We start from the raw sequence: 21,765 nt of genomic DNA, 5'->3' as shown, positions 1-21,765 counted from the left end.
CCTTTCACTATCTTTTGATAAGATAGGATGCGGCTCGGCATAATCAAATTGAAAATTTCATTTTCATTTGCTTCTGCTCTCACCTTTCACTATCTTTGCACCGCTTTTATTTATAACACTATCCAATGAAGAATATACGAAACTTTTGTATCATAGCCCACATCGACCACGGGAAATCTACGCTGGCAGACCGTCTGCTGGAATTTACACATACCATACAAATCACCGAAGGACAAATGCTGGACGATATGGACCTGGAACGTGAACGCGGTATCACCATCAAGAGCCATGCCATCCAGATGGAATATGAATACAAAGGCGAAAAATATATCCTGAACCTCATCGACACGCCGGGACATGTGGACTTCTCGTACGAAGTGTCGCGCTCCATCGCGGCCTGCGAAGGGGCCCTGCTCATCGTGGATGCCTCGCAGGGCGTGCAGGCACAGACCATCTCGAACCTCTACATGGCCATCGAGCACGACCTGGAGATAATCCCCGTCATCAACAAGTGTGACATGCCCAGCGCCATGCCCGACGAGGTGGAAGACGAAATCGTAGAACTGCTGGGCTGCAAGCGCGAAGAGATTATCCGTGCATCGGGCAAGACGGGCATGGGCGTGGAAGAGATTCTGGCAGCCGTCATCGAGCGCATTCCCCATCCCGAAGGCGACGAGAATGCACCGCTCCAGGCTCTGATCTTCGACTCGGTGTTCAACTCCTTCCGCGGCATCATTGCCTACTTCAAGATAGAGAACGGCATCATCCGCAAGGGCGACAAGGTGAAGTTCTTCAATACGGGCAAGGAATACGAGGCCGACGAGGTGGGCGTGCTGAAGATGGACATGGTGCCGCGCGACGAACTGCGTACGGGCGACGTGGGCTACATCATCTCGGGCATCAAGACTTCGCGCGAGGTCAAGGTGGGCGACACCATCACCCACATTGCCAATCCGTGCAAGGAGGCCATTGCGGGTTTCGAGGAAGTGAAGCCGATGGTCTTTGCCGGTGTCTATCCCATCGAGGCCGAGGACTTCGAGGATCTCCGCTCTTCGCTGGAGAAACTCCAGCTGAACGATGCCTCGCTTACCTTCCAGCCCGAATCGTCGCTGGCCCTGGGTTTCGGCTTCCGCTGCGGTTTCCTCGGCCTGCTCCATATGGAGATTGTGCAGGAGCGTCTGGACCGCGAGTTCGACATGAACGTCATCACCACCGTGCCCAACGTATCTTACAAGGTATTCGACAAGCAGGGCCATGTTATGGAGGTGCACAACCCCGGCAGCATGCCCGACATCACGATGATCGACCACATCGAGGAACCCTACATCCGCGCTTCGGTCATCACCAGTACCGACTACATCGGCCCCATCATGACCCTCTGTCTGGGCAAGCGCGGCGAGCTGGTGAAGCAGGAATACATTTCGGGCAACCGCGTGGAAATCTACTACGACATGCCGCTGGGCGAAATCGTCATCGACTTCTACGACAAGCTGAAGAGCATCTCCAAGGGGTATGCGTCCTTCGACTACCATGCCAATGGCTTCCGTCCGTCCAAGCTGGTGAAGCTCGACATCCTGCTCAACGGCGAACCGGTGGATGCGCTCTCTACACTGACGCACTTCGACAACGCTTATGACCTGGGCCGCCGCATGTGCGAGAAGCTGAAGGAACTGATTCCGCGGCAGCAGTTCGAGATAGCCATCCAGGCTGCCATCGGTGCCAAGATCATTGCCCGTGAGACCATCAAGGCCGTGCGCAAGGACGTGACGGCCAAGTGTTACGGCGGCGACGTGAGCCGTAAGCGCAAGCTGCTCGAGAAGCAGAAGCGGGGCAAGAAGCGCATGAAGCAGATCGGCAACGTGGAAGTGCCGCAAAAGGCCTTCTTGGCAGTGCTGAAGCTGGATTGATGTAAGATTTAACCCCGGGGAGGATGCTCTCTTTCCATAGGACTGTCTTGGTGTCCTCCTCCTTAATACTATTTATATATAATGAGAAAAGTTCTATCGTTTTCGGCCTTCCTGATGGCCGGACTGCTGGTCAGCCAGTACCTCCCCCTGTGGGCGGGAGGAAGTTATGATGCGGTGAAGACCGTGTCGAATGTGTTGCTTTACGTCTGCCTCGGCTTCATCATGATCAATGTGGGCCGTGAGTTCGAAGTCGACAAGTCGCGATGGCGGGCGTATGCCAAAGACTACTTTATCGCCATGGCCACCGCCGCCATGCCGTGGTTCCTGATTGCTCTCTATTACATGTTCGTCCTGTTGCCGTCTGCCTACTGGGGCAGCTGGGAGGCGTGGAAGGAAAACCTGCTGTTGAGCCGTTTTGCCGCGCCCACGTCGGCAGGCATCCTCTTCACCATGCTGGCCGCCATAGGGCTGAAGCAGAGCTGGATGTACAAGAAGATACAGGTGCTGGCCATCTTCGACGACCTGGACACCATCCTGCTGATGATTCCGCTGCAGATTATGATGATCGGGCTGAAGTGGCAGTTGCTGGCCATCATTGTCATCGTGATGCTGCTGCTGTCCTTCGGCTGGAAGCAGATGGGGCGCTACGACTGGCGGCAGGATTGGAAGGCCATCCTCTGCTATTCGGTGCTGGTATTTGCGTCCACACTGGGCATCTACCTGCTGAGCAAGCATTTCTATGGCGAGGAGGGTAGCATCCATGTGGAGGTGCTGCTGCCTGCTTTCGTGCTGGGCATGGTGATGAAGCACCGTGAACACGATTCGCCGGCCGAACGCCGGGCGGCTACGGGCATCTCCTTCCTGTTCATGTTTCTGGTGGGTATGGGCATGCCCCGTTTCCTGGGTGTGGACTTTGCGGAAGCGTCGGCCGGCAGTCATTCCGTCACCGGTTCGCAGGAGATGATGTCGTGGGGCATGATTGTGGTCCATGTCCTGGCCGTGTCCCTGCTGTCGAACCTCGGCAAGCTGTTTCCCGTCTTCTTCTACCGCGACCGTCAGTTCAGCGAACGTCTGGCACTGTCCATCGGTATGTTTACGCGCGGCGAGGTAGGGGCCGGCGTCATCTTCATTGCCCTGAGCTACAGCCTGGGCGGACCAGCCCTGCTCATCTCGGTACTGACCATCGTACTCAATCTGGTATTGACCGGCTTCTTTGTGCTGTGGGTCAAGAAGCTGGCCCTGCGCAGCTATCAGGCTGCAGAAGAGTGATCCGATAGGATAGACAGTCTGTTCCCCTGCTTTTTACTGCGGATGTGCCTTCTGTACAATCAGCAGTGAGAAGTAGGGGAATTTTGTTGCGGCAATGCGGTGGGTGTCGCAGGTATAGACTTCTTCCGGTGTACCTACGTTTTCAAAATAGTGGTAAGCGTATTCGGGATGCCGGCCGATGCAGCGGTGCACTTCGTCGGTGCATTGCGACAGCTTCATGATGACGACGGTCCCGCCGTCTGCTATCAGGCGTTCCAGTTCTTCGGCGGTGGCATTGCCTGGCATGACGGTGAGCCGCTGCTCCTGACTGGCCACATGCAGTCCGCCCAATGCTCCGGCGGCAATGAAGGCCGGAATGCCGGCGATGTGCGTTACGGGAACACCTGCGGCCTGCAGCTTCTCATATATATAATGTATGGACGAATAGAAGCCCGCATCTCCTTCGGCCACGATGCACACGCGCTTTCCCCGGGCTTGCAGTTGCCGGGCTTCCGCGTAGACCCGGTCGTAGGCTTCCAGTGCGCGTTCGCGCTGTTTGCTCATAGGAAGGTGGAAGCGGCGGATGGCGTCTTCGGCCACGCCGAGCTGCAGCAGGATGTCGGCAGCCCTTGACAGACGGCGCCCGTCGCGTGTCAGGGTTTCGGGGCAATAGACGGCATCGGCTTCCTTCAGCTGCCTCCAGCCTTTCAGGGTAATCAGTTCCGGATCGCCCGGACCCAGGGAAACGAATTGGATGGGGTGTGACATAATGTTCGGCTTTCGTGGGTTAAGTTGCCTGCAAAGGTATGGAAAATATGTTATTCTGACGCCTCGGATAGGGAAGTTTCACATACGTAAGTTGTGATATTCCCCCGTTTCGGTTAACTTTGCGGCATAGTTTTAAAAATGATCCCGATGAACAAGATACCTCTGGCCGGCCTGATGCTGGCCGCCTCCTGTTGTCTGCCCTCGTGTGGCTCCAAGTCGGCCCGGTCGTCCGAAGCGGCGGCTGTCGATACGGTGGCCTGTGCCGAGCTCGATTCGGCTGCCGTTATCCGTCCGGCTTATGCCGAAGGTTATGAAGTGCGCTACCTCTCCGGCGGCGTGCGGCTGGTCGATGTGCAGGACCCGCAGAACCCGAAGGCTCCGGTCTACCGCTTTACCCTCGTGCCTCGCGGTACCCGTCCGGCAGGCATTCCCCAAGACTATACCGTCATCGAGACGCCGGTGCGCAGCGTCATCTGCATGACGTCGCTCCAGCTGTCCAACTTCATCGCCCTGGACGCCTGTCCGTTCGTGGCGGGCATCACCAGCACGCGCCATCTGTTCAACCCCACCATGAACCGCCAGGTGGAAGAAGGCAAGACGGTGAAGATAGGCATCGAAGGCAACTTCGACAGCGAAGTCATCATGAGCGTCAATCCCGATGTCATCTTCATCTCTCCCTTCAAGCGGGGGGGCTACGATGCCATGTACGATACGGGTATTCCGTTGGTGCCCCATCTGGGCTACAAGGAAATGACGCCGCTGGGACAGGCGGAATGGGTGAAGTTCATCGGCCTGTTCATCGGTCGCGAACGCGAGGCCAATGCCAAGTTTGCGGCCATCGAGGCGCGCTACAACGAGCTGTGCCGCCTGGCGGCGGGCGTGAAGAAGCGCCCCGTGGTGTTCAGCGGCGAGCTGCGTGGCGGCAACTGGTATGCCGTGGGCGGCAAGAGCTTCCTGGCCCAGCTGTTCCGCGATGCCGGGGCCGACTATTTCCTGAAGGACGATCCCCGTTCGGGAGGCGTGACGCTGGACTTTGAGACTGTCTACAGCCGGGCCGAGGAGGCCGACTTCTGGCGCATTGTCAACAGCTACGACGGCACTTTCTCCTACGACGCGCTGAAAGCTACCGACGCGCGTTATGCCGACTTCCGTGCTTTTCGGGAAAAAGGCGTCATCTACTGCAACATGCGTACCACGCCTTTCTATGAGAGCATGCCCATGCAGCCCGAGGTGGTGCTGGAGGACCTGATACATGCCTTCCATCCCGACCTGCTGCCCGACTATAAACCTACTTATTACGAACGGCTGAAATGATTTCCGTATGCTGAAACGTCCCATACTTCCCCTGATGCTTCTGATGACGGTGCTCATCGTCGTGTTCTTCCTGCTGAACCTGTTGCTGGGTTCGGTGCACATCCCCTTGCGTTCGGTGTGCAGCATCCTGGCCGGCAGTACCGACGAGTCCGTCGTCTGGCAGAACATTATCTGGAAGTCGCGCGTGCCGCAGGCACTGACGGCACTGGTAGCCGGTGCGGGCCTGTCGGTCAGCGGCCTGCAGATGCAGACGGTGTTCCGTAATCCGCTGGCCGATCCGTCGGTACTGGGGGTAAGTTCGGGCGCCAGCCTCGGTGTGGCCTTTGTCGTGCTGCTGTCCGGGGCGGTGGGAGGCGTAGCCCTGAGCCATCTGGGATATCTGGGCGAGGTGGCTTTGTCGTTGGCGGCCATCGTGGGCGCCATGTCGGTGATGGCCCTCATCGTCTACGTGTCGATGAAGGTGCGGGGCAACGTGACGCTGCTCATCATCGGCGTCATGATAGGCTACGTGGCCAATGCCATTATCGGTGTGCTGAAGTTCTTCAGCGTCGAGGAAGACATCCGCGCCTACGTCATTTGGGGGCTGGGCAGCTTTGCCCGCGTCTCGGGCGACCAGATGCTGCTCTTCGTGGGCATCATGGCCGTGCTGCTGCCCCTCTCGTTCCTGCTCATCAAGACAATGAACCTGCTGCTGCTGGGCAACGGCTATGCGCGCAACCTGGGACTGAACATCCGCCGGGCCCGCCTGCTGGTCATCCTCTGTGCCGGTGTGCTGGTGGCCATCGTGACGGCCTATTGCGGGCCCATCATGTTCATCGGACTGGCCGTGCCCCACTTGTGCCGGGCCATCTTCCGCTCGTCCGATCATCGGGTGCTGATGCCTGCTACGCTGCTGGTGGGTGCGGCCTTGGCCCTGGTCTGCAACCTTATCGCCCGCATGCCCGGACTGGAAGGTGCCTTGCCCGTCAACTCGGTGACGGCCCTCATCGGTGCTCCGGTTGTGGCCTCGGTACTCTTCAAACGTAGAAAAAATGAACTCAATGAATAATACAGCTGTCCATACCTACACCCGTCCCACCGTCCACATCGAGGACCTGTCTATCGGCTATGCCCCCAAGCATGGCGTGAAGGTGGTGGCCTCCGGTATCTCGGCCGACATCTACGGCGGCGAACTGACCTGCCTGTTGGGAGCCAACGGGGTGGGGAAGTCCACCTTGCTTCGCACCCTCTCGGCCTTCCAGCCCAAGATGGGCGGCAGCATCTGGCTGCAGGGCAAGGAGATTGGCAGCTACACGGACAAGCAGCTGTCGCGCGTGCTGAGCGTGGTGCTCACGGAGAAGTGCGACGTCCGCAACATGTCCGTCTTCGAACTGGTCAGCCTGGGACGCAGCCCGTATACCGGCTTCTGGGGAACCCTGTCGAAGGCCGACAAGGAAGTGGTGGAGCGTTCCATCGGCCTGGTGGGCATCGCCTCCCTGCACGACCGCATGGTCGACACCCTGAGTGACGGCGAACGGCAGAAGGTGATGATAGCCAAGGCTCTGGCACAGGAAACCCCCGTCATCTACCTGGACGAGCCGACGGCTTTCCTCGACTTCCCCAGCAAGGTGGAAATGATGCAGCTGCTCCATCAGCTGAGCCGCCGGACGGGCAAGACTATCTTCCTCTCGACCCACGACCTGGAACTGGCCCTGCAGATTGCCGACCGGATCTGGCTGATGGACAAGACAAACGGCGTAACCATCGGCACGCCCGAAGACCTGGCCCTGGACGGCAGCCTGAGCGGTTTCTTCGCCCGCAAAGGTATCGTTTTCGACCTGGAAACCGGCCTCTTCCGTGTGGACAACGAATATACGTCGCAGATACGCCTCGTCGGTCACGGACAGCGTTACGCCATGGTGCGCAAGGCCCTGCAACGGGACGGCATCCTGGCCAACCGCAACGTGGAGTCGGACATCTTCATCGAGACGGGCGACCTCCGGGGCGACGGCACCTTTCTGCTGCATCGGCCGGATGGTAGTCCGGTGGTCCTGCGGAGCATCGGCGAACTGCTGCTGAAGGTCCGCGAGACATTGACAACAGGAAACGATTGATTATAGAACGATATGCTGATACATCACCACACCGCAAAAGAAAACTACGAGCAGCTGACCACTGCCCCCATACCGGGCGTCATTACCCGCCTGGCCATACCGACCATCATCAGTATGCTGGTGACGGCCTTCTACAACATGGCCGACACGTATTTTGTCGGGAAAATCAATACGCAGTCCACCGCCGCGGTGGGCATTGTGTTTTCGCTGATGTCCATCATCCAGGCCACGGGGTTCTTCTTCGGACACGGTTCGGGCAACTTCATCTCGCGCCGGCTGGGAGCCCGCGACGTGGACAGTGCCGAGAAGATGGCGGCCACGGGTTTCTTCATGGCCTTCTTCATGGGGTGCCTGCTGGCGGTGCTGGGACTGATATTCCTTACTCCCCTGTCGGTGATGCTGGGCTCTACGCCCACCATTCTGCCCTATACGGAACGCTATCTGGGCATCATCCTGATAGGTACTCCCTTCATGGCTTCCTCGCTGGTGCTCAACAACCAGATGCGTTTTCAGGGAAATGCGGCCTATGCCATGGTGGGCATCGTGAGCGGAGCCGTGCTCAATGTCCTGCTCGATCCGTTGTTTATCTTTGTTTGCGATATGGGAGTGGCGGGAGCCGCGCTGGCGACGGTCATCAGCCAGTTCTGCAGCTTCGTGCTGCTGCTTTTCATGGCCCGGAAGGGCGGTAACATTGCCATCCGTTACCGTAACTTTACGCCCACGTGGTCGTTCATCAAGGAAATCATCGGCGGAGGCACTCCTTCGCTGGCCCGTCAGGGACTGGCCAGCCTTTCCACCATTCTGCTGAATGTGGCCGCAGGCGCCTATGGCGATGCAGCCATTGCGGGCATGTCCATCGTGTCGCGCATCGGCATGTTCATCAATTCTTTCCTTATCGGGTTCGGCCAGGGATTCCAGCCCATGTGCGGTTTCTGTTACGGTGCGGGCCTTTATGCGCGTGTGCGTCAGGGCTTCTGGTTCTGTGTGCGCATCGGGTTCGTCTTCCTGCTGGTATGTGCCGTGCTGGGCTTCGGTTACGCTGAAGAGATTGTCGAACTCTTCCGCAAGGGCGACCCGGCTGTAGTGTCTACCGGTGCGGCGGCGCTGCGCTGGCAGCTGGTCACCTATCCGCTGGGGGCTTTCATCATCATCAGCAACATGATGTTGCAGACCATCCGCAAGTCGGTGCGTGCCACCATCCTGTCGTCTGCCCGTCAGGGATTGTTCTTCATTCCGCTCATTTTTGTCTTGCCCAGTCTTTTCGGACTTCAGGGAGTGGAGATGTGTCAGGCTGTGTCCGACATGTGTACCTTCCTGCTGGCCATTCCGCTGACTTTCAGCGTGCTGTTCGAAATGAAGCGGCAGGAAACTCTGCAGCCTTCGTCCAAAAAATGATATTTCGTTTCAGTACTTTCGCCTGAATAAACTTCTTTGAGAAGCGTTCCACAAAGGCTGCATCCGAATCCTTCAATGCCAAAATAAAGAGCTTTCGTTCAAAGTTCAGAGGAGTGAAGGACAAGGCGTTCTTCCTGTTCAGACTGGCTAAAATTTATGCTTAATCCAAGAATCCCTCAGGTTTTTACGTTGATCCTTGTTTTTGTTCAAATAAGTTGCGACAATTCCAATAGCCGAAAAATGCTGTCCGACAATTTTCCGACAAGTGTTTTTTGCAACCTGTTGCGAAGCTTTGGAAACGCTTGTTTTTGTAAGTGCCTGTATGGTAGGAAAAAAATGAGCACTCCCGTCGTTCGCATAACGTGGAAGTGCCCAACAAAAACTAAACTAGACTTAACTAAACTATTCTATTGAGAGTTTCACAACTCCGTTTTCTATTCACGGGCAAAGATAGACGGTTTTTCCTAAAACTCCAAATTTGTGGATTAAAAAGTTGATAATGTGGCCCATTTAGCTTCGGCGGTCCAAGTATTCCTGAAAGGCGGCTTTATAGCTTTCGCTGACGGGGATGCTGGTCTTTCCGAAGATGATGCGACCGCGGTCGATGATACGTATTTTGCTTTTTTGGACAATGTAGGAACGGTGGACGCGCATGAAGCGCGAAGAGGGGAGCAGCTCTTCCATGGCCTTCATGCTCATGAGCGAAAGGATGGGGCGCTGGCTGCCTTCCTCGTAGATCTTGACATAGTCCTTGAGCCCTTCAACGTAGAGGATGTTGTCCAGCTCGATCTGTACCAGCTTGTAGTCGCTCTTGACGAAGATGGAGGTGATTTCGTCGTGGGGCTGATTGAGCAGTTCGAACCACTGGACGGCCTTGTTGGCCGCCTGGAGGAAGTCGGTGTAGGAAATGGGCTTGAGCAGGTAGTCGAGGGCATTGACCTTGTAGCCGTCGAGGGCGTATTGCTCGAAGGCAGTGGTAAAGACGATGCGGGTGCGCGAATCGACCATCCGCGAGAATTCGAGCCCGTTGAGTTCGGGCATCTGGATGTCGAGGAAGAGGAGGTCGACCTGCTTTTCGGGCAGTTCCTTCATGGCTTGAACAGCACTGGAGTATTTCCCTGCCAGTTCGAGGAAGGGAGTCTTGGCTACATAGCTCTCAAGCAGTCCGAGGGCCAGGGGTTCATCGTCTACAATGGCACATTTCAGTTTCATATCAAGTTCTTTTGTTTGGAAAGTTCGGAATGGGGTGGATTTTCACATTCGATGGTGAGCAGGGAGCGGTACTCCTTGCCGGAGGGGTCGACTCCCTGCTGCCACGTGTATCGTCCGGGGTAGGAGAGTTCGAGGCGGCGGCGCACCTGTTCGAGGCCGATGCCGCTTCCGCTCTTGTCGGCCGGCGACTTGGGGTGGTAGCTGTTGGTGATTTCGCAGCTGACGCGATTACCCGTCTGGCTGAAGCGTATGCGGATGTAGCTGGGTTCGGTGGGCGAGATGCCGTGCTTGAAAGCGTTCTCGATGAGCGAGATGAAGATGAGCGGAGCTATCTCGGTGCGGCTTTCGGGACGGATGTCGAAATGGGTCTCGACGGTTACGTTGGACGAGAGCCGGATGCGCATCAGGGCGATGTAGTTGCGGATGAAGTCCATCTCCTTGTCCAGCGGTACGAAGTTCTGCTGGTTGTCGTAGAGGACGTGGCGTAACAGGCGGCTCAGCTCCTGCACGGCCTGCTGGGCCTTGTCGGCGTCGAAGGCGATGAGGGCGTAGATGTTGTTGAGCGTGTTGAGCAGGAAGTGGGGATTGAGCTGGCTGCGCAGGTTCTTGAGCTCGGCTTCGGTGCGCTGCTGCTCGGCTTCGCGGCGGGCGGCTTCGTTGGCGGCCCAGCGGCGGCTCATGCGGATGGCAGCGCTGAGACCCACGGTGAGCACCATGGAGAAAACGTCGCGCAGGAAGAACATCCATTTTGGGGGACTGTCAGGTCGTCTGTTTGGCCGGGGAATGTCGTTGTAGGCGATGGAAAATTCCTGCCAGAAGTGCGAACCCAGGGCAATGATCAGGATGCAGACAAGATTGAGTACAAGGTAGGTCTTGACGTGGTTGCTGAACAGATAGCGGGGGATGAGCAGGCAGTAGTTCAGGTAGAAGATGATGAGGAAGGAGAGGGGGACGATGCAGCCGTGGCGCAGATAGTCGGGCCACGTGATGTTGAATCCGCTCCGGCTCATCATGAGGAACGGGAAGCCGAAGACGATGCCCCAGCCGATGATATGGGTCAGGACTTCGACCAGGTAGGCACGTTGTGACAGGTTTTGTTTCATCATAGTGGGACAAAGATAAGATTAAATGCAGAATTAATAATGAAGAATGAAGAATTATTTGAAAGCAGCATGGATGATACGGATTCTCACGGATAAAGTCCCTCCTTTATCGTGTGTATCCGCATCATCCATGCCCGAAAGAGGGGGCTATTCGTAGCGGATGGCTTCGATGGGGTCGAGGCTGGCAGCCTTCTTGGCCGGGTACCATCCGAAGAACACGCCGGTGACGGTGCAGACGGCGAACGAGAGGATGACGCTCCAGGGCTGGATGAAAATGGGCCAGTGGGCCACGTTCTTGACGATGAACGAAGCTCCGCATCCGATGAGCACGCCGATGATGCCACCCGTGATACTGATGAGGATGGCCTCGATGAGGAACTGCGACAGGATGTCGATGCCGCGGGCGCCGACAGACATGCGCAGACCGATTTCGCGGGTACGTTCGGTGACGGAGACGTACATGATGTTCATGATGCCGATGCCGCCCACGACGAGCGAGATGCCTGCGATGCAGGCCAACAGCGTGGTCATCAGGTCGGTGGTGGTGTTGAGCATGGAGCTCAATTCCTGCTGGCTGCGGATGGTGAAGTCATCGTCGTCCGTATCGCGCAGCTTGTGGTTGCGTCGCAGGATGGTGCTGACCTCTTCGGTGGCATAGTCGGTCATGTCTTCCGAGAGGGCCGAAGCAAAGATGCCTTCCAGATAGGTTTGGGCCAGCAGTCGCTTCATTACGGTGGTGTAGGGAGCCAGTACGACGTCGTCCTGGTCCATGCCCATGGAGTTGTAGCCTTTGCTCTTGAGGACACCTACCACGCGCAGGGGTACCTGGTTGAAGCGGATGATGCGTCCGATGGGGTCGGTACCGTCGGGGAAGAGGTTGTCTACGATGGTCTTTCCGATGACACAAACCTTGGCAGACACCTGGATGTCGGCTTCGGTGAACATCTCGCCCTCTTCGACCGTAAGCTGGCGTATCTCCAGATACTCCGTGCCTACGCCGCTGACAGAAGAGGGGTAGTTGTTGTTGCCGGCAATGAGCTGGCCGCTGCTCGACACGTTGGGGCTGATGGCCGAGAGGAAGGTCGTCTCGTTGCGCAGCGATTCATAGTCGGACAGCTTCAGGGTCTGCATTTCGCTGGGATCCATCCGCACACCGCCCCGTCGTTCACCTCCCGGATGTATCATGATCATGTTGGAGCCCATTTCGGAGATTTGTGCCTGGATACTCTTTTTCGAGCCCTGGCCGATGGCCAGCATCGTGATGACGGAGGCCACACCGATGATGATACCCAGCATGGTGAGGAAGGCGCGTAACTTGTTGTTGGCAAGGGCGCGCAGGGCTATTTTGAATAAGTTTGTTCCGTTCATAAGGGTTGTTTTTTCTGTTTCTTCCATCACTTTTCAGTGGCGGAATTCTGCGGTTGCATTTAATGGTCCGTTAAGCGCTCGTTTAACGGGTCGTTAAGCGAGTATTTAACGGCGTATTAAGCGAGTATCTAACGGTCCGTTAAGCGAGTACTTAATGGTCCGTTAAACGGGCGCTTAACGGTCTGTTAAATTTTCCCCCTTCTTTAGTCCTCCTCGGGCACGGGGAGGGCGGCCAGCGCTTCGGCTGCATTCAGAATGTGAGGGTTCACACGGTCGTCCTTTACCTGCCCGTCGCGCAGGGTGATGTTGCGGCTGCTGTATTGGGCTATTTCGGGGTTGTGGGTGACGAAGATGATGGTGCGTCCCTCGGCGTGGAGCTTCTGGAAGAGGACCAGAATCTCGAACGAAGTGCGCGTATCGAGGTTACCTGTCGCTTCGTCGGCCAGTATGACGGCGGGGTTGTTGACCAGTGCGCGGGCGATGGCCACACGCTGCATCTGTCCACCGGACATCTGGTTGGACTTGTGCTCCAGGCGGTCGCCCAGGCCGACGGCTACCAGGGCTTCAATGGCCCTGCGGCGGCGTTCGGCGGCCGATACGGAGGGGTTGTACATGAGCGGCAGTTCGACGTTCTCTACAGCCGTTGTCTTTGGCAGCAGGTTGTAGTTCTGGAACACGAAGCCTATCTTGCGGTTGCGCAGGATGGCACGCTGTGACTTGGACATGGTGCGCACGGAGATTCCGTCCAGCAGGTACTCACCACTGGTGGGGGGGTCGAGGCAGCCCAGCGTGTTGAGCAGGGTGGACTTGCCCGACCCCGACGTTCCCATGATGGTGACAAACTCGCCTTCGCGGATGGTGAACGAGACGCCGCGCAGGGCATGCACGGTCTCGTCGCCCACCTGGAAGTTGCGTTTGATGTTCTGAAGTTCGATGACAACTTTGTTCATGACTGTCTGCTGTTATTTTTTGCTACTACTATCGCTGCTACTGCTGTTTTTCTTCTTGTCGCTTCCCGGAGGGCCTGGCATGAAGGGGCTGCGCTCGCCGCCGGCTTCTTCGGCCTGGGGTGCATTGCTGCTGATTTTTGCGTCGCTGATGACTTCGGTGCCGGGTTCGATGCCGCCGGTGATTTCAGTATAGCTGCCGTTGCTGATGCCGGTGGTGACGGCGTGGGCGGTGAAGACATTGCCTTGCTTGGTCCAGAGCTTATGCTCGCCCTCGCAGTCGTTGATGACGGCATCGGAGCCCGCGATGGGCAGGGCGGGAGTGAAGCGCAGGGCAGAGGCAGGTACGCTGTTGACGCCACGCTTGTCGAGCGTATAGATGGTGATGTTGGCCGTCAGACGCGGTTTCAGCTTCAGGTCGGGGTTGGGGGCGGAGATGACCACTTCGTAGGTGACTACGGTGCTGGAGCTGCTGCTGGTGCTGCTCGACGACGAGGAGGCTTCACCCAGACGGATTTGGGTAACTTCACCCTCGAATGTGTCGCTGGGATAGGCATCGACGGTAAACTCTACACGCTGGCCCAGTTCGACGCCGCCTATATCGGCTTCATCGACGTCGGCCACTACCTGCATCTGCGTCAGGTCGGCGGCAATGGTGAAGAGGGTAGGGGTCTCGAAGCCTGAAGCTACGGTCTGTCCTTCCTCCACATCCTTGCTGATGACCACGCCGTCTATGGGCGAGGTGATGGTGGCGTACGACAGGTTGCGCTCGGCTTTGGAAAGGGCAGCCTTGCTGCTGTCGAAGGCGCTCTTGGCTTTCAGGTAGTTATATTCGGATTGCTCGTAGTCGGTGTCGCTGATGAGGTTCTTGGCCTTCAGTCCCTTGTTGCGTTCGTAGTTCTTTTTCTGATACTCGTATTCGGCTTTGGCGCCGTCGTAGGTGGCCTGCGAGGAGGCCAGTTCGCTTTCGAGTGTCACCTTATCCATCTCGGCGATGAGCTGTCCTTCCTTGACGACGGTGTTGTAGTCCACATAAATCTTGTCGATGATACCGCTGACCTGTGTACCGACTTCGACTTCGGTTACTGGCTCGATGGTACCGGTGGCGGTGACGAAGTTCGAGATGTCCGCAGGACCTACCTTGACCATCTCGTAGCTGACCTGCTGCTTGCGGGTGCTGCCTCCGAACAGCCAGAAGGCTGCTCCGGCCACGATGATGACACCTGCCGTGAGGGTGATGATTTTCTTCTTGTTCATAATATAAATGTATTTTTGATTGTTTTCTTGTGGGTTATTCTTCTCAGAGTTCAAACTTCTCGCCCTGGTAGAACTGGAGCAGGCCGGCGTTGAGCAGGGCCATGTACTTGGCCTGGAGCATTTCCTGCTGGGCGTTGAGCAGGTTGTTCTTTTCAGTAAGCAGTTCGACGGTGTTCTTCATGCCGAGGTTGAACTGCTCGCTGACGAGGTTGTAGCTGGTCTGCGTGCTCTCCAGCTTCTTGCTGGCGGCTACGTATTGCTGCTGGGCGCTGTTGGCGTCGAGCCAGAGGTTCTCGATGGTCTTGTAGAGCGTCTTCTGCTTGTCGAGCAGGTCCAGTTCGCTGGTCTGCTTCTGGAGCTTGGCCTTGTTGATGGACGACTTGGTCTGGCGCTTGTCATAGAGAGGGATGCTCAGAGTGAGGCCCAGCGAGTTGTTCCAGTTCTGCTTGATCTGCTCGGTGAAGGTGAAGTCGTTGCCGTTGGCATTGGTACTTCCGATGCCTGCACTGAGGCTGATGGTGGGCAGGTAGCCGGCGCGGGCTATCTTGATGTTGAGGTCGGAGGCTTCGACGTCGAGCTTGCCCGACTCAATCTCGGGCCGCATCAGCAGGGCGGTGCGGTAGACGTCGGTCTTGGTGGGCAGGGGCGAGAGTACCTGCGTGTCGTTGGGCATGGTCATGTCGAGCACCATTTCGTCGCTGCCGTCCAGCTCGAGGAGCTGCTTCAGCTGGAGCTTGTAGTCCTGCAGGGTGGCCTGCGAGGTGACGAGCTGGTAGTTGTCGCTGCTCACCTGCGCTTCGAGCTGTGCCAGGTCGCTCTGGGCGATGCTTCCTGCCTCGAAGAGCTGCTTGCCCCGTTCGTACTGGGCCTGGCTCACTTCTAGGGTCGCTTCGTTTATCTTGACCGCTTCGGCAGCGTAGAGTATCTGTACATAAACCTGCATGATGCTTTCCTCGATGGAGTTCTCGCTTTCGGCTACGGCCAGGTCGGCGATGCGCTGGTTCAGCTGTTGCTGCTTGATGGTGTTCAGCCGCTTGCCGCCGTTGTAGAGAGTCCAGTTGGCATCGATACCATAGGTACCGTTATAGGATGTCTTGCTCTGGCTCGAAGTGATATTATCACCGCTGATAATGGTACCGTTAGTGGTATTGGGGCGGTTTACGACACGCTGGCTCACGCTGGCGTTGAGCGAGGGGAAGAGTTCGGCCTTGGCTGTCTTTACATCCTCCTGCGTGCTTTGTGCGCTGATGCGGTTGCGACGGATGGTGATGTTGTTCTGCAAGGCATAATCGATGCACGTCTGCAAGTTCCATTGCTGGGGCAGGCGGGCGGCAACGGTGCTGTCGGCCTGTACGGCTGGCGTCGGCTCGGCGATCTGTGCTTTTGCGCAGGTGATGCCTGCCAGGCAGAGAGCCGTCAGGGTGAATGTTCTTAGATTTGTCATATCGCTTGAGAATTTGGAGTTATCGTTTTCTGTCAAATCAATCTGTTCTCTCTTCTTTTTTCTGTGACAAAAGTACGGGGCTTTCGTCGGATGTGGAAAAAAGATGGACGTTGGCCGTACAGACAACGCTTATCCGGCAGATTTTGCCGACCAATCAGAATGGTGCTTTGGGCGGGGTGGAGCGCAGATTATGCGGCCGGAAGCAGGGTTCTTGTCGGCCTGAAGCAACACGCGTGGCAGATGTTTCTATCTTTGATGGCATAAGATGCTGTCTTATGTTGCACAAGATGCCATCTCATGCTGCTCAAGATGCCATCTTATGCAATCAATGAAGGAGACTTGTTGCTGCTGTGGTTGTACTCTTGTCTTCGAAGGCCAGGATAATTCATTTTTGGGAAAGCTTTCTTTTGCATTTCTCAGGGTTTGTACTATCTTTGTGTCTTTGGAACCTTGGATTATGAAACATCTTTTCCTGAACATCTGGCAATTCTATCGCGACGGCTTCCGCGGCATGAAGCTGGGGCGGACGTTGTGGCTGATTATCCTCATCAAGCTTTTTGTTATGTTCTTCATCCTTAGGATTTTCTTTTTCCCCGACTTCCTGAAACAGGCGGCCGACGGCGGAGAGAAGAACGGGTACGTGAGCCGTGAACTGATTGAGCGGATGCCTCCGAGGTAGATGGCTTTGCAGAACATTATTCCTTTACTATTAATAATTGATTTATGATTGAACACATTGATTCTTCGCTGATCGACTGGTCAAGGGCACAATTTGCGCTGACCGCCATCTACCATTGGATTTTTGTGCCGCTGACCTTGGGACTGGCCGTGGTCATGGGCCTCATGGAGACTTTCTATTATCGGACGGGCGATCCCTTCTGGAAACGGACCGCCCGCTTCTGGATGAAGCTGTTCGGCATCAACTTCGCCATCGGCGTGGCCACGGGCATTATCCTGGAGTTTGAGTTTGGTACCAACTGGAGCAACTACAGCTGGTTTGTGGGCGACATCTTCGGAGCGCCGCTGGCCATCGAGGGCATTGTGGCCTTCTTCATGGAGGCGACGTTTATTGCCGTGATGTTCTTCGGATGGCAGAAGGTGAGCCGCGGCTTCCACCTGGCTTCCACCTGGCTGACGGGTTTGGGCGCCACTATCTCGGCCTGGTGGATACTGGTGGCCAATGCGTGGATGCAATATCCTGTGGGGATGAAGTTCAACCCTGATACGGCCCGCAACGAGATGGTGGACTTCTGGGCCGTAGCCACTTCGCCGATGGCCGTCAACAAGTTCTTCCACACCGTTCTTTCAGGTTGGGTGCTGGGAGCCTTGTTTGTGGTGGGCGTCAGCTGCTGGTATCTGTGGAAGAAGCGCGAGCGCCGCTTTGCCCTGAGCAGCATCAAGGTGGGAGCGTCCGTAGGTCTGTTTGCGGCACTGATGGCCGCTTGGACGGGCGACGGGTCGGGCTACCAGGTGGCCCAACACCAGCCAATGAAGCTGGCCGCCATGGAAGGTTATTATGAGGGGCAGGAGGGAGCCGGCCTGGTGGCTTTCGGTATACTGAACCCTGACAAGCAGACGCCCGACGACGGCGTGGATCCTTTTCTCTTCCGCATGGAGATTCCCAAGATGCTTTCGTTGCTGGCCGAGCGCAAGGCCGATGCTTTCGTGCCTGGCATCAACGACCTGCTGGAGGGCGGATATGAGTTGAAGGACGGCACGAAGGCCCTTTCGGCCGCAGAAAAGATGGAGCGCGGACGCAAGGCCATCGAGGCCTTTGCCACCTATCGGGAGGCGCGTGCCGAGGGCGACAGTGCAGCGGCCGAGGTTGCTGCCGTCGAGCTGAAGGAGAACATGCCCTACTTCGGCTACGGCTACATCAAGGATGCGCAGGAGCTGGTACCCAGCGTGCCGCTGACCTTTTACATGTTCCGCGTGATGGTGCTGCTGGGCGGATACTTCATCCTGTTCTTCATCGTGGTGCTGTTTGTGGCCTTCAAGAAAGACCTGAGCCGCCTGCGCTGGCTGCAGATGGTGGCCATGCTCAGCATACCGCTGGGATATCTGGCCAGTCAGGCAGGTTGGGTGGTGGCCGAGTGCGGACGCCAGCCGTGGACTATTCAGGACATGCTGCCCGTAGGTGCGGCCATCTCGAAGCTGGAGGTGGGGTCGGTGCAGACAACCTTCTTCCTCTTCCTGTTCCTCTTTACCGTCCTGTTGGTGGCCGAGGTGGGCATCATGCTGAAAGCCATCCGAAAGGGACCTGAGAATTCAAATGTAAACATTCATTCTTCAAATTATTGACGTTATGGCATTACTTCAACAATATTGGTGGTTTGTGGTCTCCCTGCTGGGAGCCATTCTGGTGTTTCTGCTTTTTGTGCAGGGGGGCAATTCGCTCCTGTTCTGCCTGGGCAAGACGGAAGAGCAGCGGCGGATGATGGTGCTCTCGACGGGTCGCAAGTGGGAGTTCACCTTCACGACGCTCGTCACCTTCGGCGGCGCCTTTTTCGCCTCTTTCCCTCTGTTCTACAGCACCAGCTTTGGCGGTGCCTACTGGTTGTGGATGATTATCCTCTTCAGCTTCGTGTTGCAGGCCGTCAGCTACGAATTCCAGCTGAAGGCGGGCAATCTGCTGGGCAAGAACACGTATCGCGCCTTCCTGGTGCTGAACGGCGTGGTGGGGCCTGTCCTGCTGGGCGGGGCGGTGGCCACGTTCTTCACGGGCTCGGCCTTCTATGTGGACAAGGGCAGCATGACGGAGACGATGATGCCCGTCATCAGCAGTTGGGCCAACGGATGGCATGGGCTCGACGCGCTGGCCAACCCCTGGAACGTGGTGCTGGGCCTGGCGGTGTTCTTCCTGGCGCGGGTGCTGGGTGCCCTCTACTTTGTGAACAGCATTGCCGATGAAGAGCTGGTAGCGCGCAGCCGCCGTTCGTTGTGGGCCAATGCGGGCTTGTTCCTGGTGTTCTTCCTGGCCTTCCTGGTGCGCACGCTGCTGGCCGACGGTTATGCGGTGAAGCCCGAAACGGGGCTTGTGTGCATGGAGCCCTACAAGTATCTGACGAATTTCCTCGAGATGCCTGTGGTGCTGGTGCTGTTTCTGCTGGGCGTGGTCAGTGTGCTGTGGGGCATCGGACGCACGTTGTGGAAGAAGGGCTTCGACAAGGGCATCTGGTTTGCGGGCATCGGCACGGTGCTGACGGTGCTCTCCCTCCTGCTGGTAGCGGGCTACAACAACACGGCCTACTATCCCTCGACGGCCGACCTGCAAAGCTCGCTCACGTTGCAGAACAGCAGCTCCAGCGAGTTCACCCTGCGCACCATGGCCTATGTGTCTATCCTCGTGCCCTTCGTGCTGGCTTACATCTTCTATGCCTGGCGGAGCATCGACAACCGCAAGATAGAGCGGCAGGACACGGCCGGCGGTGAGGAGGATTGAGGCTGAGGCTTCTCTCCGCTCTGTGCATAAGCATAAGAAAAAAGAGCGCATCCCCACGCGGGGGGTGCGCTCTTTCTGTATATGGTGTGATTTTCAGTCGTCCGTTCAATAGGCGAAGAGGGGATACTTCTTCATCGTCTCGTTGACGCGGGCACGAACCTGTGCGATGACGGCTTCGTTGTCTACGTTGGACAGGACGGTTTCAATCATCTCGGCAATCTCGTACATCAGGTCTTCCTTGGCGCCGCGGGTGGTGATGGCAGGCGTACCCAGGCGGATACCCGATGTCTGGAAGGCAGAGCGGCTGTCGAAGGGTACCATGTTCTTGTTGACGGTGATGTCGGCAGATACGAGGGCTTTCTCGGCCACCTTACCTGTGAGGTCGGGGTACTTCGTGCGCAGGTCGACGAGCATGGAGTGGTTGTCCGTACCGCCGCTCACGATGGAGAAGCCGCGGTCGATGAGCGCCTGTGCCAGGGTGGCGGCGTTCTTCTTCACCTGCATGGCGTATTCCTTCCACGAGGGCTGGAGGATTTCGTTGAAGGCCACGGCCTTGGCGGCAATGACATGCTCCAGCGGTCCGCCCTGAATGCCGGGGAACACAGCCGAGTCGAGCAGCTGCGACATCATCTTCACTTCGCCCTTCGGTGTCTTCTTGCCCCAGGGGTTGGGGAAGTCCTTGCCCATGAGGATGATACCTCCACGCGGGCCGCGCAGGGTCTTGTGAGTGGTCGAGGTGACGATGTGGGCATACTTCACAGGGTTGTCCAGCAGGCCGGCGGCGATGAGGCCGGCGGGGTGGGCCATGTCGATCATCAGGATGGCGCCTACCTTGTCGGCAATCTCGCGCATGCGCTTGTAGTCCCACTCGCGTGAGTAGGCCGAACCTCCGCCGATGATCATCTTCGGATGTTCGCGCAGGGCGATTTCCTCCATCTGGTCATAGTCGACGCGGCCGGTTTCCTTGTTCAGATTGTATTCGCACGGATGGTAGATGATGCCCGAGGTGTTGACCAGCGAGCCGTGTGACAGGTGTCCGCCGTGAGCCAGGTTCAGGCCCATGAACTTGTCGCCGGGGTTGAGGACGGCGAGGAAGACGGCTGCATTGGCCTGTGCGCCCGAGTGGGGCTGTACGTTGGCCCATTCGGCGCCGAATATCTTCTTGATGCGGTCGATGGCAATCTGCTCGCTCTGGTCCACCACTTCGCAGCCGCCGTAGTAGCGCTTGCCGGGGTAGCCTTCGGCGTACTTGTTAGTGAGGCAGGAGCCCATGGCCTGCATTACTTCGTCACTTACAAAATTCTCGGAGGCTATCAGCTCGATGCCTTTCAGCTGGCGCTGGTGCTCCTTTTCGATGATGTCGAAAATCAAGTTGTCTCTTTCCATGTGCTTTTATTTTTTAGTGCATCTCGTTTAAATGTTCGCAAATGTAAGCATTTAAATGGAGATACGTTACATTCTGTCTCAAAAAAACACGCCGAACGAAAAGCTCAGCACGTTGTCGCGTCGGTGGAAGCGTATTTCGCTGTCGGGCTTCTCGCCGTCGGGCGAGGGGGGAAGGTCGGGCAGGGCATACGAGATGCGCTTCGAGATGTTGTGCAGCCCGATGTCGTAGCGGAAGTCGAAGAACACGCGCGAGATGGTGACCGCCGCGCCCACCGTCAGGTTGACGTTGAAGGGGAAGAGTTCCTCGCGGATGTCGTCCAGGTTGAAGTTGTCGAAGGTGGTCTTGCTCTTGTGTGCCCACAGGTAGCGCAGCTTGGGCCCGCCGAAGACGGCCAGACTGTAGGGGCCTTCCTTGATGAGGTTGTAGCCGTAGATGACGGGGACGTCGATGCTGTGGATGGTCGAGGTGATGCCGGCCGGTTCGGGCACGGTGCCTTCGGCGGCATCAGCGGCCAGGGGCTTGGTGAAGGTGATGTTGCAGCGGTTGATGTTGTACGACACTTCGGGCTGGATGAAGTGGCGCTCGAAGTTGATGCGCATGAAGAGCGACGCGAAGTAGCCTATCTGGTAGTTGTTCTGCACCTGCTCAATGCGCTGGCCGTTGATGCTGAGGTCGGACACGAGGAAGAGCGAGGCGGTGAAGCCGCCCTTGATGCCGAAGTTGACGGGGGCGTTGTCGGGGTTCCTCTGGTGCGTGCTTTCCTTCTTCTGCGGCTGGGGCAGGACGTTGTGGGCCTCGGACGCGGCGGGGGCTTGTCCCCAGGCCAGGGAGGCGGTGAGCAGGGCTGCCAGCAGCAGGAGGACAGGCTTTCGTTTCATGG

The 21,765-nt window shown here is 57.2% G+C and carries 18 protein-coding genes and 1 pseudogene; 10 read left to right on the top strand and 9 right to left on the bottom strand.

Annotated elements, in window-relative coordinates; genetic code table 11:
* Positions 1–125 precede the first annotated feature (125 nt).
* Positions 126–1,907: a translation elongation factor 4 gene (gene lepA, locus BQ7483_RS05350; protein ID WP_022020356.1), complete on the top strand. Its 1,782-nt coding sequence runs from the start codon at positions 126–128 to the stop codon at positions 1,905–1,907.
* A gap of 81 nt (positions 1,908–1,988) precedes the next feature.
* Positions 1,989–3,176 carry a cation:proton antiporter family protein gene (locus tag BQ7483_RS05345; protein WP_072545146.1) on the top strand — a complete coding sequence of 396 codons (1,188 nt, stop codon included), beginning with the start codon at positions 1,989–1,991 and terminating at the stop codon, positions 3,174–3,176.
* 33 nt (positions 3,177–3,209) lie between these two features.
* Here the strand turns inward: BQ7483_RS05345 and BQ7483_RS05340 are convergent, their stop codons facing one another.
* A complete protein-coding gene (locus BQ7483_RS05340; RefSeq protein ID WP_072545145.1) occupies positions 3,210–3,923 on the bottom strand; it encodes a precorrin-2 C(20)-methyltransferase in 714 nt (237 codons plus the stop codon).
* A 147-nt stretch (positions 3,924–4,070) separates the two neighbouring features.
* Here BQ7483_RS05340 and BQ7483_RS05335 point away from each other — a divergent pair, with 147 nt between their 5' ends.
* The 5 genes and pseudogenes from BQ7483_RS05335 to BQ7483_RS18310 form a co-directional block, all read left to right on the top strand.
* The gene (locus BQ7483_RS05335; protein WP_072545144.1) at positions 4,071–5,237 is read left to right on the top strand and encodes an ABC transporter substrate-binding protein; all 1,167 of its coding nucleotides are present in this window, start codon (positions 4,071–4,073) and stop codon (positions 5,235–5,237) included.
* A 10-nt stretch (positions 5,238–5,247) separates the two neighbouring features.
* Positions 5,248–6,285, top strand: a complete 1,038-nt coding sequence (locus BQ7483_RS05330; protein ID WP_072545438.1) for an iron ABC transporter permease — start codon at positions 5,248–5,250, stop codon at positions 6,283–6,285.
* A complete protein-coding gene (locus BQ7483_RS05325) occupies positions 6,278–7,330 on the top strand; it encodes an ABC transporter ATP-binding protein (protein ID WP_072545143.1) in 1,053 nt (350 codons plus the stop codon). Before BQ7483_RS05330 ends, BQ7483_RS05325 begins: the two co-directional genes overlap by 8 nt.
* Before the next feature lie 12 nt (positions 7,331–7,342).
* A complete protein-coding gene (locus BQ7483_RS05320; RefSeq protein WP_072545142.1) occupies positions 7,343–8,725 on the top strand; it encodes an MATE family efflux transporter in 1,383 nt (460 codons plus the stop codon).
* A 26-nt stretch (positions 8,726–8,751) separates the two neighbouring features.
* Positions 8,752–8,889, top strand: a pseudogene (locus BQ7483_RS18310) (transposase); the annotation flags it as partial.
* Positions 8,890–9,235: 346 nt separating this feature from the next.
* Here BQ7483_RS18310 and BQ7483_RS05310 read toward each other — a convergent pair.
* The 6 genes from BQ7483_RS05310 to BQ7483_RS05285 all read right to left on the bottom strand — a co-directional run bounded on the left by BQ7483_RS05310 (position 9,236) and on the right by BQ7483_RS05285 (position 16,056).
* Positions 9,236–9,937, bottom strand: coding sequence for a LytR/AlgR family response regulator transcription factor (locus BQ7483_RS05310; protein ID WP_022020349.1), 702 nt, complete (start codon positions 9,935–9,937; stop codon positions 9,236–9,238).
* Positions 9,934–11,040, bottom strand: a complete 1,107-nt coding sequence (locus BQ7483_RS05305; RefSeq protein ID WP_072545437.1) for a sensor histidine kinase — start codon at positions 11,038–11,040, stop codon at positions 9,934–9,936. Before BQ7483_RS05305 ends, BQ7483_RS05310 begins: the two co-directional genes overlap by 4 nt.
* 147 nt (positions 11,041–11,187) lie before the next feature.
* On the bottom strand, positions 11,188–12,408 hold the full coding sequence (locus tag BQ7483_RS05300; RefSeq protein ID WP_022020347.1) for an ABC transporter permease: 1,221 nt from the start codon (positions 12,406–12,408) through the stop codon (positions 11,188–11,190).
* A 203-nt stretch (positions 12,409–12,611) separates the two neighbouring features.
* Positions 12,612–13,358 carry an ABC transporter ATP-binding protein gene (locus tag BQ7483_RS05295; RefSeq protein WP_072545141.1) on the bottom strand — a complete coding sequence of 249 codons (747 nt, stop codon included), beginning with the start codon at positions 13,356–13,358 and terminating at the stop codon, positions 12,612–12,614.
* Between the two features lie 12 nt (positions 13,359–13,370).
* Complete coding sequence (locus BQ7483_RS05290) at positions 13,371–14,612, bottom strand: efflux RND transporter periplasmic adaptor subunit (RefSeq protein WP_072545140.1); 1,242 nt, start codon at positions 14,610–14,612, stop codon at positions 13,371–13,373.
* 43 nt (positions 14,613–14,655) lie between these two features.
* Positions 14,656–16,056: a TolC family protein gene (locus tag BQ7483_RS05285; RefSeq protein WP_072545139.1), complete on the bottom strand. Its 1,401-nt coding sequence runs from the start codon at positions 16,054–16,056 to the stop codon at positions 14,656–14,658.
* Between the two features lie 457 nt (positions 16,057–16,513).
* Between BQ7483_RS05285 and BQ7483_RS05280 the strand changes: the two genes are divergently transcribed.
* From BQ7483_RS05280 to BQ7483_RS05270, 3 genes are read left to right on the top strand one after another with little or no spacing between them, the layout of a single operon-like run.
* The gene (locus tag BQ7483_RS05280; RefSeq protein ID WP_072545138.1) at positions 16,514–16,735 is read left to right on the top strand and encodes a DUF4492 domain-containing protein; all 222 of its coding nucleotides are present in this window, start codon (positions 16,514–16,516) and stop codon (positions 16,733–16,735) included.
* A gap of 44 nt (positions 16,736–16,779) precedes the next feature.
* Positions 16,780–18,357: a cytochrome ubiquinol oxidase subunit I gene (locus BQ7483_RS05275; protein WP_072545137.1), complete on the top strand. Its 1,578-nt coding sequence runs from the start codon at positions 16,780–16,782 to the stop codon at positions 18,355–18,357.
* 4 nt (positions 18,358–18,361) lie between these two features.
* Positions 18,362–19,498 (top strand): cytochrome d ubiquinol oxidase subunit II, encoded by a 1,137-nt coding sequence (locus tag BQ7483_RS05270; RefSeq protein WP_072545136.1) that lies wholly within the window; start codon positions 18,362–18,364, stop codon positions 19,496–19,498.
* Between the two features lie 105 nt (positions 19,499–19,603).
* On the opposite strand, the gene glyA is transcribed toward BQ7483_RS05270, so the two are convergent.
* On the bottom strand, positions 19,604–20,884 hold the full coding sequence (glyA, locus tag BQ7483_RS05265) for a serine hydroxymethyltransferase (RefSeq protein ID WP_072545135.1): 1,281 nt from the start codon (positions 20,882–20,884) through the stop codon (positions 19,604–19,606).
* Positions 20,885–20,962: 78 nt separating this feature from the next.
* Positions 20,963–21,763: a porin family protein gene (locus tag BQ7483_RS05260; RefSeq protein WP_072545134.1), complete on the bottom strand. Its 801-nt coding sequence runs from the start codon at positions 21,761–21,763 to the stop codon at positions 20,963–20,965.
* Positions 21,764–21,765: the final 2 nt, after the last annotated feature.

It is taken from the genome of Mediterranea massiliensis (assembly GCF_900128475.1).
GTDB classification, from domain to species: Bacteria; Bacteroidota; Bacteroidia; order Bacteroidales; family Bacteroidaceae; genus Bacteroides; species Bacteroides massiliensis_E.
This window is presented reverse-complemented; position numbering and strand designations above follow the sequence as displayed.

Coding starts and splice junctions, on each gene's coding strand:
- BQ7483_RS05320 (WP_072545142.1), top strand. CDS start 7,343: ATGCTGATACATCACCACACCGCAAAAGAAAACTACGAGCAGCTGACC.
- BQ7483_RS05275 (WP_072545137.1), top strand. CDS start 16,780: ATGATTGAACACATTGATTCTTCGCTGATCGACTGGTCAAGGGCACAA.
- BQ7483_RS05270 (WP_072545136.1), top strand. CDS start 18,362: ATGGCATTACTTCAACAATATTGGTGGTTTGTGGTCTCCCTGCTGGGA.
- BQ7483_RS05280 (WP_072545138.1), top strand. CDS start 16,514: ATGAAACATCTTTTCCTGAACATCTGGCAATTCTATCGCGACGGCTTC.
- BQ7483_RS05300 (WP_022020347.1), bottom strand. CDS start 12,408: ATGAACGGAACAAACTTATTCAAAATAGCCCTGCGCGCCCTTGCCAAC.
- BQ7483_RS05325 (WP_072545143.1), top strand. CDS start 6,278: ATGAATAATACAGCTGTCCATACCTACACCCGTCCCACCGTCCACATC.
- BQ7483_RS05305 (WP_072545437.1), bottom strand. CDS start 11,040: ATGAAACAAAACCTGTCACAACGTGCCTACCTGGTCGAAGTCCTGACC.
- glyA (WP_072545135.1), bottom strand. CDS start 20,884: ATGGAAAGAGACAACTTGATTTTCGACATCATCGAAAAGGAGCACCAG.
- lepA (WP_022020356.1), top strand. CDS start 126: ATGAAGAATATACGAAACTTTTGTATCATAGCCCACATCGACCACGGG.
- BQ7483_RS05310 (WP_022020349.1), bottom strand. CDS start 9,937: ATGAAACTGAAATGTGCCATTGTAGACGATGAACCCCTGGCCCTCGGA.
- BQ7483_RS05260 (WP_072545134.1), bottom strand. CDS start 21,763: ATGAAACGAAAGCCTGTCCTCCTGCTGCTGGCAGCCCTGCTCACCGCC.
- BQ7483_RS05335 (WP_072545144.1), top strand. CDS start 4,071: ATGAACAAGATACCTCTGGCCGGCCTGATGCTGGCCGCCTCCTGTTGT.
- BQ7483_RS05295 (WP_072545141.1), bottom strand. CDS start 13,358: ATGAACAAAGTTGTCATCGAACTTCAGAACATCAAACGCAACTTCCAG.
- BQ7483_RS05285 (WP_072545139.1), bottom strand. CDS start 16,056: ATGACAAATCTAAGAACATTCACCCTGACGGCTCTCTGCCTGGCAGGC.
- BQ7483_RS05345 (WP_072545146.1), top strand. CDS start 1,989: ATGAGAAAAGTTCTATCGTTTTCGGCCTTCCTGATGGCCGGACTGCTG.
- BQ7483_RS05290 (WP_072545140.1), bottom strand. CDS start 14,612: ATGAACAAGAAGAAAATCATCACCCTCACGGCAGGTGTCATCATCGTG.
- BQ7483_RS05340 (WP_072545145.1), bottom strand. CDS start 3,923: ATGTCACACCCCATCCAATTCGTTTCCCTGGGTCCGGGCGATCCGGAA.